Origin of the sequence: Curvibacter lanceolatus ATCC 14669 (assembly GCF_000381265.1) — a bacterium.
Taxonomy (GTDB): domain Bacteria; phylum Pseudomonadota; class Gammaproteobacteria; order Burkholderiales; family Burkholderiaceae_C; genus Curvibacter; species Curvibacter lanceolatus.
The window spans coordinates 70,488-85,397 of the sequence record NZ_KB906270.1 but is presented as its reverse complement, the minus strand read 5'-3'; the positions used below and the strand labels follow the sequence as shown (position 1 = coordinate 85,397).

At 66.3% G+C, this 14,910-nt stretch carries 11 protein-coding genes and 1 pseudogene; 7 read left to right on the top strand and 5 right to left on the bottom strand.

All coding sequences use genetic code 11. The features are described 5' to 3' along the window. The first annotated feature begins 35 nt into the window (after window positions 1-35). On the top strand, window positions 36-1,493 hold the full coding sequence (hydA, locus tag F624_RS0124215; RefSeq protein ID WP_019576964.1) for a dihydropyrimidinase: 1,458 nt from the start codon (window positions 36-38) through the stop codon (window positions 1,491-1,493). Between the two features lie 19 nt (window positions 1,494-1,512). Continuing rightward, window positions 1,513-2,769, top strand: coding sequence for a Zn-dependent hydrolase (locus F624_RS0124210; protein WP_019576963.1), 1,257 nt, complete (start codon window positions 1,513-1,515; stop codon window positions 2,767-2,769). Window positions 2,770-2,812: 43 nt separating this feature from the next. On the opposite strand, the gene F624_RS0124205 is transcribed toward F624_RS0124210, so the two are convergent. The 5 genes from F624_RS0124205 to F624_RS0124185 all read right to left on the bottom strand — a co-directional run bounded on the left by F624_RS0124205 (window position 2,813) and on the right by F624_RS0124185 (window position 7,589). Continuing rightward, complete coding sequence (locus F624_RS0124205) at window positions 2,813-3,493, bottom strand: TetR/AcrR family transcriptional regulator (protein WP_019576962.1); 681 nt, start codon at window positions 3,491-3,493, stop codon at window positions 2,813-2,815. Window positions 3,494-3,653: 160 nt separating this feature from the next. Continuing rightward, window positions 3,654-4,658: an ABC transporter substrate-binding protein gene (locus tag F624_RS0124200; RefSeq protein WP_019576961.1), complete on the bottom strand. Its 1,005-nt coding sequence runs from the start codon at window positions 4,656-4,658 to the stop codon at window positions 3,654-3,656. A gap of 87 nt (window positions 4,659-4,745) precedes the next feature. Further along, complete coding sequence (locus F624_RS0124195) at window positions 4,746-5,897, bottom strand: ABC transporter permease (RefSeq protein WP_245573730.1); 1,152 nt, start codon at window positions 5,895-5,897, stop codon at window positions 4,746-4,748. Then, window positions 5,894-6,778 (bottom strand): ABC transporter permease, encoded by an 885-nt coding sequence (locus F624_RS0124190; RefSeq protein WP_031256123.1) that lies wholly within the window; start codon window positions 6,776-6,778, stop codon window positions 5,894-5,896. Before F624_RS0124190 ends, F624_RS0124195 begins: the two co-directional genes overlap by 4 nt. Further along, entirely contained in the window at window positions 6,765-7,589 is an 825-nt protein-coding gene (locus tag F624_RS0124185) for an ABC transporter ATP-binding protein (RefSeq protein ID WP_019576958.1), read from the bottom strand. The genes F624_RS0124190 and F624_RS0124185 overlap by 14 nt, the downstream gene beginning before the upstream one ends. 476 nt (window positions 7,590-8,065) lie before the next feature. On the opposite strand from F624_RS0124185, the gene bcsD reads away from it, so the two are divergent. The 5 genes and pseudogenes from bcsD (at window position 8,066) to bcsB (ending at window position 14,834) form a co-directional block, all read left to right on the top strand. Then, window positions 8,066-8,539 (top strand): cellulose biosynthesis protein BcsD, encoded by a 474-nt coding sequence (gene bcsD, locus F624_RS0124180; protein ID WP_019576957.1) that lies wholly within the window; start codon window positions 8,066-8,068, stop codon window positions 8,537-8,539. Window positions 8,540-8,577: 38 nt separating this feature from the next. Further along, window positions 8,578-8,715, top strand: a pseudogene (bcsP, locus tag F624_RS36545) (cellulose biosynthesis protein BcsP); the annotation flags it as partial. A 742-nt stretch (window positions 8,716-9,457) separates the two neighbouring features. Continuing rightward, a complete protein-coding gene (gene bcsQ / locus F624_RS0124170; protein ID WP_019576955.1) occupies window positions 9,458-10,231 on the top strand; it encodes a cellulose biosynthesis protein BcsQ in 774 nt (257 codons plus the stop codon). Further along, on the top strand, window positions 10,228-12,438 hold the full coding sequence (gene bcsA, locus F624_RS0124165) for a UDP-forming cellulose synthase catalytic subunit (protein WP_019576954.1): 2,211 nt from the start codon (window positions 10,228-10,230) through the stop codon (window positions 12,436-12,438). The genes bcsQ and bcsA overlap by 4 nt, the downstream gene beginning before the upstream one ends. Window positions 12,439-12,455: 17 nt before the next feature. Beyond that, window positions 12,456-14,834 carry a cellulose biosynthesis cyclic di-GMP-binding regulatory protein BcsB gene (gene bcsB, locus F624_RS0124160; RefSeq protein WP_019576953.1) on the top strand — a complete coding sequence of 793 codons (2,379 nt, stop codon included), beginning with the start codon at window positions 12,456-12,458 and terminating at the stop codon, window positions 14,832-14,834. Window positions 14,835-14,910: the final 76 nt, after the last annotated feature.

Genomic DNA, 14,910 nt, shown 5'->3' with positions numbered 1-14,910 from the left:
AGCCCGTGCGGCATTTTTGATGGAGAGACTTGCTCATGAACACAGCCCAGACCTCAGCCTTGTTGATCCGCGGCGGTACCGTCGTCAACGCCGACCGCAGCTTCCGTGCCGATGTGCTGTGCCAGGACGGCCAGATCGTGGCCGTGGGTGAAGGCCTTCAGGCCCCCGCTGGCGCCACCGTGGTGGACGCCGGCGGCCAGTACGTGATGCCGGGCGGCATCGACCCGCACACCCACATGCAGCTGCCCTTCATGGGCACGGTCACGCGTGACGATTTCTTCAGCGGCACCGCGGCCGCGCTGGCGGGCGGCACCACCAGCATCATCGACTTCGTGATCCCCGATCCGCAGCAGCCCCTGCTCGACGCCTACAAAACCTGGCGCGGCTGGGCCGAAAAATCCTGCGCCGATTACGGCTTTCACGTGGCCATCACCTGGTGGGGCGACAGCGTGCACGCCGACATGGGCACCCTGGTGCGCGAGGAGGGCGTGAACAGCTTCAAGCACTTCATGGCCTACAAGAACGCCATCATGTGTGACGACGAAACCCTGGTGAACAGCTTCCGCCGCGCGCTGGAGCTGGGCGCCATGCCCACCGTGCACGCCGAAAACGGCGAACTGGTGTTCCTGCTGCAGCAGGAGATGAAGAACCAGGGCATCACCGGCCCCGAGGGACACCCGCTGTCGCGCCCACCCGCCGTCGAGGCCGAGGCCGCCCAGCGCGCCATCGCCATCGCCGACGTGCTCAACGTGCCGATCTATGTGGTGCACGTGTCGTGTGCCGAATCGGCCGAGGCCATCGCCCGCGCCCGCGCCAAGGGCCAGCGCGTGTACGGTGAGGTGCTGGCCGGCCACCTGGTGGTGGACGACAGCGTGTACCGCCACCCCAGCTACGACGTGGCCGCCGCCCACGTGATGAGCCCGCCCTTCCGCGAAAAAAGCCACCAGCAAGCGCTGTGGCGGGGCCTGCAGGCCGGCCACCTGCACACCACCGCCACCGACCACTGCACCTTCTGCGCCGAGCAAAAAGCCATGGGCAAGGCCGATTTCAGCAAGATCCCGAACGGCACCGGCGGCGTCGAGGAACGCCTGGCCGTTTTGTGGGACGAGGGCGTGAACACCGGCCGCCTGACCCCCAGCGAGTTCGTCGCCGTCACCTCGGCCAATGCGGCCAAGCTGTTCAACCTGTACCCGCGCAAGGGCTGCGTGGCCGCCGGCGCCGACGCCGACCTGGTGGTCTGGGACCCCAGCGCCACCAAGACCCTGTCGGTCAAGACCCAGCACTCGCTGGGCGACTACAACATCTTCGAAGGCAAGACCGTGACCGGCGTGCCCAGCCACACCATCAGCCAGGGCCGCCTGGTCTATGTGCAGGGCGATTTGCGCGTGGAGCGCGGCAGCGGCCGCTACCTCAAGCGCCCGCCCTTCGGCCCCACCTTCGACGCCCTGGGCCGCAAGGCCGCCCTGGCCAAGCCCACCGCTGTGACCCGTTGACCCCCAAGGAGTACCCCCCATGAACCCGAAAGACCTTCCGCCCCCCACCGAGGCCCTGCGCATCAACGGCGAGCGCCTCTGGGACAGCCTGATGACCCTGGCCCGCATCGGCGGCACCGACAAGGGCGGCGTGTGCCGCCTGGCCCTGACCGAACTCGACCGCCAGGGCCGTGACCTGGTCGTGGGCTGGGGCCGTGACGCCGGCCTGAGCATCACCGTCGACCAGATCGGCAATGTCTTCATGCGCCGCCCCGGCCGCAACAACAGCCTGCCCCCGGTCATGACCGGCAGCCACATCGACACCCAGCCCACCGGCGGCAAGTTCGACGGCAACTACGGCGTGCTCGCCGGCCTGGAGGTGGTGCGCACCCTCAACGACCACGGCATTCAGACCGAGGCCCCCATCGAGGTCGCCTTCTGGACCAACGAGGAGGGCTCGCGCTTTGTGCCCGTGATGATGGGCTCGGGCGTGTTCGCCGGCGCCTTCACCCTGGAGCACGCCTACGCCGCCACCGACACTGAGGGCAAGAGCGTCAAGGACGAGCTCACCCGCATCGGCTATGTCGGCAGCGAAGTGCCGGGCCAGCACCCCATCGGCGCCTATTTCGAGACCCACATCGAGCAGGGCCCGGTGCTCGAAGACAACGACAAGACCATCGGCGTGGTCAGCGCGGTGCTGGGCATCCGCTGGTACGACTGCACCGTGACCGGCATGGAAGCCCACGCCGGCCCCACCCCCATGGGCCTGCGCAAGGACGCGCTGCAGGTCGCCACCCGCGTGATGCAGGAGGTGGTGGCCATTGGCAACCGCTACGCCCCGCACGGGCGCGGCACCGTGGGCATGGTCAACGTGCACCCCAACAGCCGCAACGTGATCCCGGGCCGCGTCAAGTTCTCGATGGACCTGCGCAACAGCACCGACGCCCTGGTCGACCAGATGGACGCCGACATCCGCGCCTACGCAGCCCAGGTGGCCGCCGAGACCGGTCTCAAGATCGAGATCGAGCTGGTCTCGCACTACCCGGCCCAGCCCTTCCACGCCGACTGCGTGCAGGCCGTGCAACGCGCTGCCGAGCGCCTGGGCTACAGCCACATGCCCGCCGTCTCAGGCGCCGGCCACGACGCCGTCTACATGGCCAAGCTGGCCCCCACCGGCATGATCTTCATCCCCTGCAAAGACGGCATCAGCCACAACGAGATCGAAGACGCCAAGCCAGAGCACATCACCGCCGGCTGCAACGTGCTGCTGCAGGCCATGCTGGAGCGGGCTGGCTGAACCACACCTTTGTGCCCTCCGCGCCGCAGGCGCAGGGGGCCATTCAGGTGGCCAATCCACACCCCCGCAAGATCAAGCCCACCACATGCTCCGTGGCCTGGGCGTAGTCCTTGGGGGTCAGGGCGCTGCGCCCCAGCACCGAGGCGATCTGCACATCAAAGTCGGCATAGGTCTGGGTGGCAGACCAGATGGTGAAGAACAGGTGCACCGTGTTGACCGGCGCCATGCGACCCTGGGCCACCCAGCCGTCGAGCACCGCGGCCTTTTCGAGCACCAGATCGCGCAGCTCGGTCTCCAGCAGGGTCTGCAACACCGGGGCCCCGTGCAGCAACTCGTTGGCAAACACCTTGGAGGCATGCGGGCGCTGCTGTGACAGCCGCATCTTGTCGCGGATGTAGTCGCCCAGGGCCATGGCCGGGTCGGCCTCGGGCGTGATGCCGTGCGTGGGCGCCAGCCAGTCGCTGAGGGTGCGCGCCAGCACGGCCCGGTACAGCTCTTGTTTGTTGCCGAAGTAGTAATGCAGGTTGGCCTTGGGCAGGCCGGAGGCCTCGGCAATGGCGGCCATGGTGGCGCCGCTGAAGCCGGCGCCGGCAAACACGCGCTCGGCCGCCTCCAGGATCAGGCTCTCGTTGGCCTGTCGGATCTGGCCTTTGGCAGCCTCGGCAGCGGTGCCCGTGGAGGCAGAAGCCACCTGGGCAGAGGGGAGCTTGGGGACGGGAGGCATGGGATCTCTTCGGAAGAAAAAACGGGCAGCGCCCCATCGGACGCCTGCGCAAACACACAGGGGTCAAGGATACGCTGCCCGCCAGGCTGGCCCGCCGTCAAGAGCAGGCCCCGAAGGCCCGCACCAGGCGGGCCGGCTTCGGCCAGTTTGGCCGCCCCGGTCAATGCTGGGCGGCCTCCCACACCACATGGCTGTAAGCGGCCTTGCCCGGGTCTTTCTTGATCACCGGCGAGCTGCCGCCGTTGAGCAAGACCTTGACCGTGCGCTCGTAGGCGGCCGGGTCCAGGTAGCCGATCTTGTCGGTGCCAGCCTTGGTGATCAGCTTGGCCACGTTTTCCATCTGGCGCTTCTGCACCGCCACCGTGGCACTGCCCGAGCTGTCTTGCGCCACCACGATCTTGGCGGCTTCCTCGGGGTTCTTCACGGCCTCGTTCCAACCCTTGAAGGTGGCCTTCAGGAACTTGCCCATCTTGGCCACGAAGGCCTTGTCCTTGAGGCTGGATTCGAGCACATACAGGCCGTCTTCCAGCGAGGCCACGCCCTGGTCTTCATAGAAGAAGGTCACCAGATCGCTTTCCTTGACGCCGGCATCCACCACCTGCCAGTACTCGTTGTAGATCATGGTCGAGATGCAGGCCGCCTGGTTCTGCAGCAGCGGGTCGACGTTGAAGCCCTGCTTCAGGATCTTGATGTCGCTGTCGGTCTTGTAGCCCAGCTTGGCCATCCAGTTCAGGAAGGGGTACTCGTTGCCGCCGTACCAGACGCCCAGGGTCTTGCCCTTGAGGTCTTTCGGGCTGCTCACGCCGCTGGCCTTCTTGCAGGTCAGCATCAGGCCCGAGCGGTCAAACACCTGGGCGATGTTGACCAGGGGCACGCCGGCCTCGCGCGCGGCCAGGGCGTCGGGCATCCAGTTGACGATGGCATCGGCCGACTTGCCCGCGATCACCTGCACCGGCGAGATGTCGGGGCCGCCCGGCTTGATGGTCACGTCCAGCCCCGCCTCTTTGTAGAAGCCCTTGGCCTGGGCCACGTAATAGCCCGCAAACTGGGCCTGCGGCACCCACTTCAGTTGCACCGCGACCTTGTCGGCCGCCTGCGCGGCCGCACCGCCCAAGGCCAGCAAGGCCGCCAGCACGCAACCGGACAAGCGAAAAGAACTCTTCATGGGACGCTCCTTGTGATGAAAAAAGACAGACAGGGGTGAAAGAACACAGAACAAACAAACAAGCGATGCGCAGCCGGCCTGGCCGCCTCAGCCCCGCACCGAGGGATGCCAGAACGCCACCCGGCGCTCCAGGCGCACGAGCAAGGCGTAGGCCAGCGAGCCGGTGACCGCCGCCACCGCGATCGCGCTCCACACCAGGGCCATGTTCATGCGCGCCGCCTCGGTGGAGATGCGAAAGCCCAGCCCGGCCGTGGGCGAGCCGAAGAACTCGGCCACGATGGCACCGATCAGGGCCAGCGTGGCATTCACCTTCAGCGCCCCCACCACAAAGGGCGAAGCCGCCGGCAGGCGCAGGCTCCACAGCGTGCGGCCATAGCTGGCGGCGTAGCTGTGCATCAGCTCACGCTCCAGGCGGCCCGCCGATTGCAGCCCGGCCAGCGTGGACACCAGCATCGGGAAGAAGGTCATCAGCACCACCACCGCCGCCTTGGACGGCCAGTCAAAGCCAAACCACATCACTGCAATCGGCGCCACCCCCACCAGGGGCACGGTGCTGGTCAGCGAAGCAATCGGCAGCAGGCCACGCTGCAAGAAAGGCTGGCGGTCGATCGCCACCGCCACGGCAAAACCCAGGCCCGAACCCAGCAGCCAGCCGACCACGACCGCCTTGAGCACGGTCTGCACAAAGTCACCACCCAGGGTGGCCGCATGGGTCCACAAGGCCTGCAGCACCAAGGCTGGCGGCGGCAGCAGCACCCGCGGCACCTCCAGTGCCACGGTCAGCAACTGCCAGGCATAGAGCACCCACAGGCCGAACAGCAGCGGCGCCAGCGCCGCATCGAAGCGCCGCCCTTCCAGCGCCGCGCAACGCTGGATGGTCAAAATCGCCAACGCGCCCAGGCCCAAAGCCCCCAGCCAGAAGCCGGCCGCGGCCGGTGCGGCCGCCTGGGCCGGCGGCAGTTGCAACCAGCCGATGGCGGCCAGCCCGGCCAGAGCGCTCAGGCCCAGCGAGGCCCCACGGCCGCTGGGGCGCAGCCCCAGAACAGCGGCCAGCACGCCCAGCAAGGCCGCCAGCCAGCCCGCAGGCTGGGCCAGCAGCGATTGCATGGCCGGTGCCGCACCCTCGGCCTCCAGCACCATCAGCGGCTGCAGCCCGCACAGCAGCCAAAAAGCCAGCGCGGCCACGGCAGTGAACTGCCCGGCCTGGCGCATTTTTTCGGGGCTTGCACTGCTTGTCATGAGCGCCTCCTGTTGCGCAAAACCCATTGCTCCAGGCCCGCCATCGCGCCCGACAGGGCCAGGCCCAGCAGGGCCGACATCAGCAGGGCCGACCAGATCTGCACCGTGTTGCCGTAGTAAGAGCCGGTCAGCAGCCGTGCCCCCAGGCCGGCCTGGGCCCCGGTGGGCAACTCCGCCACCATGGCCCCCACCAGGCCGGCGGCAATCGCCACCTTGAGCGACGGAAACACAAAGGGCAAGGCAGCCGGCAGGCGCAGCAGCCACAAGGCCTGCCAGCGGCTGGCCGCGTAGGTGTGCATCAACTCGGTCTCGATGCGCTGCGGCGAGCGCAGGCCCTGCACCGCCGCCACCGTGACCGGGAAAAAGCACAGGTACATCGCAATCACCGCCTTGGGCAGCACCCCGCTGAAGCCCAGGCTGCCCAGGATCACCAGCACGATGGGTGCGATCGCCAGCACGGGAATGGTCTGCGAGGCCACCACCCAGGGCAGCAAGGCCCGGTCCAGGGTGCGCGAATGCACGATCAGCACCGCCAGCACCCCGCCCAGCACCGTACCCATGACAAAGCCCAACAGGGTCGACTGGCCGGTCACCCAGACATGGAACATCAGGTTGCGCGGTGAATCCAGCGGCCAGTCCACCAGGCTGGACCAGAAATCGAGCGCAATCTGGTGCGGCGCGGGCAGCACCGGGCGCTGCAGGGCCCAGGTGGTCTGAACCAGATCGGTCCAGTCCCAGGCGCCGCGCGGATTCAGCACCCGCTCGATGGCCCCGGGGGCATTCAGCCAGACCGCCAGGCCGTACCAGAGCAGCACGATGGCCGCCACGATCACCGCCACCGGCCCGACCGAGCCGCCCCGCCTTGCGTCAGTGGTGCCCATCGGCCAGTGCCTCCCGCACTTCGTGCGCCATCTGCATGAACTCGGGCGTATCGCGCAGGCCCAGGTGGCGCTCATCGGGCAGGCGCGACTCGATCACCTTCACGATGCGGCCGGGGCGCGGTGACATCACCACGATGCGCGTGGACAGGTACACCGCCTCGGAAATCGAGTGGGTGACAAACACCACCGTGCGCCGCTCGCGGCACCACAGCTGTTGCAACTGCTCGTTGAGGCCATCGCGGGTGATCTCGTCCAGGGCGCCAAAGGGCTCGTCCATCATCAGGATGCGCGGCTCGAAGGCCATGGCCCGCGCAATCGACACCCGCTGCTGCATGCCGCCCGACAACTGCCAGGGGTATTTGTTCTCGAACTGGGCCAGGCCCACCCGCCCCAATTGCTCACGCGCCACCGCCAGGGCCTCGTCCTTGGCCCGCCCCTGGATCTGCAGCGGCAGCATCACATTGGCCAGCACAGTGCGCCACGGGAACAGGGCCGGCGCCTGGAACACATAGCCATAGGCCCGGGCCTGGCGCGCCTCGCGCGGGCTCACGCCATTGACCAGCACCTCGCCGCCCGAAATCGGCTCCAGATCGGCGATCACGCGCAGCAAGGTGGTCTTGCCGCAGCCCGAGGGCCCGATCAGCGAGACAAACTCACCCTGGGCGATGGTGAGGTCCACCTCCTGCAGCGCCCGCACGGGGGCGTCGGCGGCCGGGTAGATCACGCTGGCGGCACGCACTTCCACAGCGCGGCGCGCCGTGGGCACGACGGCCTGGGGGGCAGCAGGTGTTTCGATCAGAACAGACGACATGGGGCAATCCAAAACCTAACCAAATGGTCAATTTCAGAGAACCCAAAGCTAAATCCATGCCAGGAAAAATGCACCAGACCGGGCAGAAAGAGCTGCTCGTCACAACCCACTGCACCAAAACCCGTCGCGGCACTCAGCAGTTGGGCACTGACTTGCGTCATATCGCCCCGCAAAGGGTGACCACCGGTCGGTCCGTCGCCGATGAACTCCCGCAGTCAAGGCACCTGATACCGACTGGCCCCGTCACCGGCTCGACAAGACCCCACAAAAAGAGAAAATCAACACTAAACAGTATTGAAAATCACATATCGCCTAAATGAGCAAAAAAGCCATATGGACTGATGCCCAGAACGTGGCCAATTTCACACCGTGGCAACAGGATGTTTTGTTAACATTTAGCAACCATTTGGGTCGAGGCATCGACAAGAGTCCCAGTGCCGGATACACCTAATAACATTTGAGAACAGGTTTTTGCCATGAGCGATGTCAATTCGGGTAACCCGACAGACGTGTCTGAGCATTTGGCACGTCAGCAGTGTGCTCGCCAGTGGCGCCATTTCCTTCATGCGCTGGCAGCTGAATTCGCCGCTGCACTCCCCCCCGCCGACCTGCGCGCACTGAGCCGACGCATCGGGCTTCGCTTCGCCACCGAACTGCCTTTGCCCCCTCAGCCCACCCTGGAAGGGGTGCAAGCGGCCATGTCACGCCAATGGCAAGACCTGGACTGGGGCTGGGTGAACCTGGTGCAGCAGGCTGACCATGTGGAAATTGCCCACTTCTGCTCGCCATTGGCTTCGGCCTTCGGTGCTTCGGCCACGGATTGGACCACCGGTTTTCTCGAAGGGGTCTACCAGCAGTGGTTTGACCAGCAGGGTGCACCGGGCCTTGTCGTCAGCCAGACCCAGGCCTCAGACGCCTGGGGCAGCGTCAGTTTCCGGCTTGGCCGTTGAGCCAGCCATGGCCATGAAGCCTGTCAAAGAGTGCCCCAATGACCAAATCTGAAGACATCGTCAACCTGTTCCAACAGTTCGGCGGACAAGTTGACGACTACCAGGAGTTGAGTCGCCAACAATCAGCCGAGCAGGCCAAGAAGCGCTGGCCACTGCTGTCGGCGCTGGAGTTGGGCCAGGCCACGGCCGCCACGGCCCCCGGGGTGGCCGCAGCCGAAGCCCCCGTGACCACCGGCCCGATCGAGTTCCGCCCTGCCCCCGTCGCACCACCGGTGCAGGTGCTGGCGCCAACCGGCCAGCACCTGAGCGCGGCCGAACTGGCATTGGGTACACCGCCGACACCGACACCGACACCGACACCGACACCTGCACCTGCACCTGCACCTGCACCTGCACCTGCACCTGCACCTGCACCTGCATCTTTCTCGGTACCTGCCCAGCCCTCAACGCCCGTTCAGACAGCACCGTCCGCCACCGGGATGGGCGCAGCAGCCGTGACGCAGGCCACGCTTGCCCCTGCCCCAACAGTCGCCCCTGTCCCAGCCTCCGCGCCCACGTATTGGACCGCGGCACCCACGGTGGCAGCGGCGAGCCCGGCAATGTGGGCACCGGCCGCGCCGGCGGCCCCTGTGCGCGCACCCGAACCCGCCGCGCTGCCCGTGGCAGCACCTGTGTTTTCGAGCCCTGCGGCACCGACTTCGCCCCCCTCCCCGCTGCCGACGCCCAACGCGCTGGCCAGCACGTCACCGCTGGTCAGTCTGGCCCAAGCTGCGCAGGTGGCGCCGGCACCTGTTGCCGCCCCCGCACCGAGCACAGAGCTGCAGGACATTTTTGCCCGACTGGCCGGTCGCGCCGAGGTCGCGCCCCCCCTTCACCGTCTGGCCTGGCTGCCTTGTGGCAGAACCTGCGAGGTGGCGCATGAAGGTTCTGGCCGTTGTCTCGTCCAAGGGTGGGGTCGGCAAGACCACCGTCACCGCCAACCTGGCCTGTGCGCTGGCACGCCAGGGGCGCACCGTGGTGGTGCTGGATCTGGATCCGCAAAACGCGCTGGGCCTGCATTTCGGCGTCAGCCCCAGTGAGCTCAGAGGCATCTCGCGCGCCTCGCTGGCCCAGCAAAGCTGGAAAAGCGTGGTGTTCGAGAGCCGCACCGGCGTGTATGTGCTGCCCTACGGGGTGGTCAACGAGGACGACCGTGACCGCTTCGAGCACTTGATCGAGACGCGTCTTTTCTGGCTGCGCGATCACCTGCAGGCCTTGAATCTGCCCCCCGATGCCGTGGTGCTGCTGGACACCCCGCCGGGTCCGTCGGTCTACCTCAAGCAGGCCTTGGCCGAAGCCCACCTGGCCCTGGTGGTGGTGCTGGCCGACGCGGCTTCCTACGCCGCCTTGCCCCTGATGCAGCGGCTGGTGCAGACCTACTGCACAGACCAGCCGAATTTCTCGGATGCGCTTTATGTGGTCAACCAGGTCAACAACAGCCGACAGCTCTCCAAGGACGTGTCCAACGTGATCCGCTCCAGCTTCGGCGATCGCGTGGTGGGCACCATCCACCAGGATCAGTCGGTGGGCGACGCCCTGGCCAACGACCTGTGCGTCCTCGACTACGAATCGGGCAGCCAGGCCGCCAATGACTTCCGGGCCTGTGCCGAGAAAATCGCCCAGCGCCTGTTCACCAGGACCGCCACCGCATGAGCACCTCCTCGCCCTCGAGACCGGCTGCACCCGGCTCCATCGAAGACACCCAGGCCGACCCCAGCAAACGCTGGGGTCGCTTTCTGAACAGCGTCACGGAATCCCCGGTCTGGAACCACCCTGCCGCCCAGTACGCCACCGGGATCCTGGCCTTTCTGCTGTTCCTGCTGGTGATCAGCGTGCCGCTGGACCTGACCGAGCAGGTCATCTTTGCGAGCACCACCTTTGCCGTGGCCCTGCTGCTGCGCAAGACCAAGGGCCGGGTGACGACCTTGACCATGATGACGCTGTCGATCTCGGCCTCCACACGCTACATCTGGTGGCGCCTGACCGACACCGTGGGGTTTGAAAACCCGCTCGATGCCTTCTTCGGCTTTGGCCTGGTGGCCGCCGAGTTGTATGCCTTCACCGTGCTGCTGATCGGCTATTTCCAGACCATCTGGCCTCTGGGCCGCAAGCCGGTGCCGCTGCCTGCCGACTTGTCGACTTGGCCCAGCGTCGATGTGTTCATCCCCACCTACAACGAGCCACTGGATGTGGTGAAGCAGACCGTGTTCTCGGCCATGAGCCTGGATTGGCCAGCCGACCGCCTCAAGGTCTACGTGCTCGACGATGGCCGACGTAGCGACTTCCGCAAGTTCTGCGAGGAAGTGGGCGTGGGCTACAAGATCCGCGGCAACAACCGCCACGCCAAGGCGGGCAACATCAATGCGGCCCTGGCCAGCACCGACGGCGAGTACGTGGCCATCTTCGACTGCGACCACATCCCGACCCGCTCCTTCCTGCAGGTCTGCATGGGCTGGTTCCTCAAGGACGACAAGATGGCGATGCTGCAGACGCCACACGTGTTCTTCTCGCCCGATCCATTCGAGAAAAACCTCGATACCTTCCACCGCACCCCCAACGAGGGTGAGTTGTTCTACGGTGTGGTGCAGGACGGCAACGACCTGTGGAACGCCTCGTTCTTCTGTGGCTCCTGCGCCATCATCAAGCGCGCGCCGCTGATGGAGATCGGTGGCGTGGCCATCGAGACCGTGACCGAAGACGCCCACACCGCCCTCAAACTGCACCGCAAGGGCTACAACACGGCCTACCTCGAAATCCCTCAGGCGGCCGGCCTGGCCACCGAGAGCCTGTCGGGCCACATCGGACAACGCATCCGCTGGGCGCGGGGCATGGCGCAGATCGGGCGCATCGACAACCCCCTGTTCGGCCCTGGCCTCAAGTTCGGCCAGCGGCTGTGCTACCTGAACGCTCTGCTGCATTTCTTCTACGGCCTGCCGCGACTGATCTTTCTGACCGCGCCGCTGGCCTACCTGCTGTTCGGGGCCCACGTGTTCCAGGCCACCGCCTTGATGATCTCGGCCTACGCCCTGCCTCACCTGGCCCACGCCAGCATCACCAACTCGCGCATCCAGGGCCGTTACCGCTATTCTTTCTGGAATGAGGTGTACGAGTCCGTGCTGGCCTGGTACATCATGCGCCCGGTGCTGATGGCCTTCATCAACCCCAAATTGGGCAAGTTCAACGTGACCGCCAAAGGCGGCGTGATCGAAGAGGCCTACTTTGACTGGGGCATCGCCCGCCCTTACCTGGTGTTGCTGATTGCCAACCTCTTCGGCTTCGCCATCGGCGTGTGGCAGATGGTCTTTCAGGACAACCCCGAGATCACCACCCTGTTCATCAACATGCTGTGGACGGCCTACAACATCGTGCTGTCCAGTGCCAGCCTGGCCGTGGCCAGCGAAAGCCGCCAGGTGCGGGTCACGCCCCGTGTGGCGGCCGCACTGCCCGCCGCGATCCGCCTGGACAACGGCAAGGTGCTGACCTGCCAGACCGACGACTTCTCGCAACAGGGCCTGGGCCTGACCGTGCCGGACGGGGTCCAGATCCCCACCGGCACCAGGCTGCATGTGTCACTGTTCCGTTCGGACGAGGAGGGGGTTTTCCCTGCGGTCGTCACCTTCGGCGGCAAGGGCCGGCTGGGGGTGCGCTTCGACAACCTGAGCCTGGCCCAGCAAGCCGAGTTGGCGGCCCTGACCTTCTCCCGCGCCGATGCCTGGGTCAGCACGTGGGGCCAGCGCCAGCAGGACAAACCCCTCAGCTCCCTCGGCGGCGTGCTCGCCATCGGTGTGCGCGGCATCAATGAATTGGCGAGCAACATCGTCAAGTCGCTGCGCCTGCGCCGGACCTCCAACGCCAAGTGACCTTACGCCCACAGATCATGAAGAACTCCACCTCTCAAGCCCTCTCTCTGCGCGCCGCCCACCGCGTGCCCCTGCAACCGGTCATCCTGGCGATTGCACTGCTGCTGGCCGCGCCCGGTCTGCAGCCCGCCGAGGCGGCCACCAAGGCACGGGCCGCGGCAACCGCCCGTGACGCAGGGGGGGCGGGGCGCATCATCACCGAGACCGCGGCGGAAGCAGGCGATGCCCCAGGCGCACGGCTGGCCAACGCGCGCACGGCCACCTTCTCGCTCAAGCAACTCGGGGCCCTGTTCCCACTGCAACTGCGTGGCATCCGCGGCAACAGTGGCGTGACCTTCAGCATTCGGGCTGACCAGGTGGTGACCGGCGCCAAGCTCAAGATCAACTACGCCTACTCGCCGTCCCTGATCCCGCAGCTCTCGCACATCAACGTGATGATCAACGAGCAGGTGGCCGCCACGATCCCCGTGCCCACCGAACAGGCGGGTCAGAACCTGCAGCGTGAAGTCATCATCCCGCCGCGCCTGATCACCGAGTTCAACCGACTCAACCTGGAGCTGATCGGCCACTACACGCGCGACTGCGAAGACCCCACGCACTCCAGCCTGTGGGCCAATGTGGGCAACGACAGCGTGCTGGAGCTGACGCTCACCCCCATTGCCCAGGCCAATGACCTGGCCCTGCTGCCCCAGCCTTTCTTCGACCGCCGCGACGCACTGCCACTGGCCCTGCCCATGGTATTTGCTGGCACGCCCGCCGCGTCCACCCTGGAGGCCGCCGGCGCACTGTCGTCCTGGTTTGGCGCCCTGGCCGGCTACCGAGGCGCACGCTTCCCGGCCATGCAGGATCAGATTCCAGCCCAAGGCAACGCCATCGTGTTCGCGGTCGGCAACCAGCAGATCCCGGGGGGCCTGAGCCTGCCGGCCCTGCAGGGCCCCACGGTGGCCATGGTGCCCAACCCCAACGACGCCACCGCCAAGCTGCTGCTGGTGATGGGCCGTGACGGCAAGGAACTCAAGATCGCGGCCAATGCCGTGGCGGTGGGCTCGCCAGCCCTGTCGGGCCAGGTGGCCACCATCACCAGCCTGACCGAGCTCAAGCCACGCAAGCCTTATGACGCGCCCAACTGGCTGGCCAGCGACCGCCCCGTCAAATTCGGCGAATTGGTGCAAGAGGAAAACCTCAACGTCTCGGGCTATTCTCCCGACCTGATCCGCGTCAACTTCCACCTGCCGCCCGACCTGTTCAGCTGGCGCACCAAGGGTATTCCGGTCGACCTGAAGTACCGCTACACCCCACGCCCAAACCTGGACAAATCGACGCTGAACATCAACGTCAACCAGCAGTTCCTGCGTTCGCTGCCCCTGCTGGCCATCAGCCACGAAACCCCGGGCACCGTGGAACGCGTGGTGGACAGTGTGCTGCCGACCGGCGAGCTGATCCCGGCCCGCGAGCAGTTCCACATCCCGCTGTTCAAACTGCCAGCCCAGACCCAGCTGCAGTTCCACTACTTCCACGACATGGTCAAACAAGGCTCGTGCAAGGACGTGGTGTTGGACAACGTGCGGGGCACGGTCGAGCCCGACTCGACGGTTGATATTTCCGGCTTCTCGCACTTCCTGGCCATGCCCGACCTGGCCGCCTTCAGCAACAGCGGCTTTCCGTTCACCCGCCTGGCCGACCTGTCCGAAACCGCCGTGGTACTGCCCGAAAAGCCCACGACCAGCGACTACAGCAGCTACCTGAGCCTGCTGGGCGTGTTCGGCCGCTCCACCGGCTACCCGGCCACCGCCGTCAGTGTGGTTGCGCCCAAGCAGGTCGAAGCCCTGGCCGGCAAGGATGTGGTCGTGATCGGCTCAGCCTCCAACCAGCCCCTGCTCACCCAGTGGGCGGATGCCAGTCCGGTCAACATCCAGACCGGCGCGCGCCGTTTCAAGATTTCCGACTTTGCCTACCGGGTCTTCAGCTGGTGGGATCCGAGCCAGCGCGACGGCGCCAAGCCGGGCCGCAACCAGGTGGCCTTCAACAGCAACAGCAACGATGGCGTGATCGCCGGCTTCGAGTCACCCGTCAGCGCCGGCCGCAGCGTGGTGCAGTTGTCCAGCAACAACCCCGAAGGCATGACCCAGATCGTCGACGCCCTGCTCGACGCCGATCTGGTCAAGGAGATCCAGGGCAGCACCTCGGTGATCCGCGGCAAGCAGGTGGACAGTCTGGTGGCCGAACAAAGCTACTACGTCGGCCACCTGGACCCCTTGACCTGGGTGCAATGGTTCCTCGCCGGCAACCCGCTGTTGCTGCTGGGCCTGGGCATCCTGGCCGCCCTGCTGATCGCCGTGCTGTTGTTCCTGTCGCTGCGTGCCCGTGCACGTGCCCGACTCAAGAATCAGGGATGATCCTCAGGTCCATGCAGAACCTGCCCCACGCCAACCCTTGGAGCCCCTCCCGAACGCGACCCACGCCTTCGGGGGC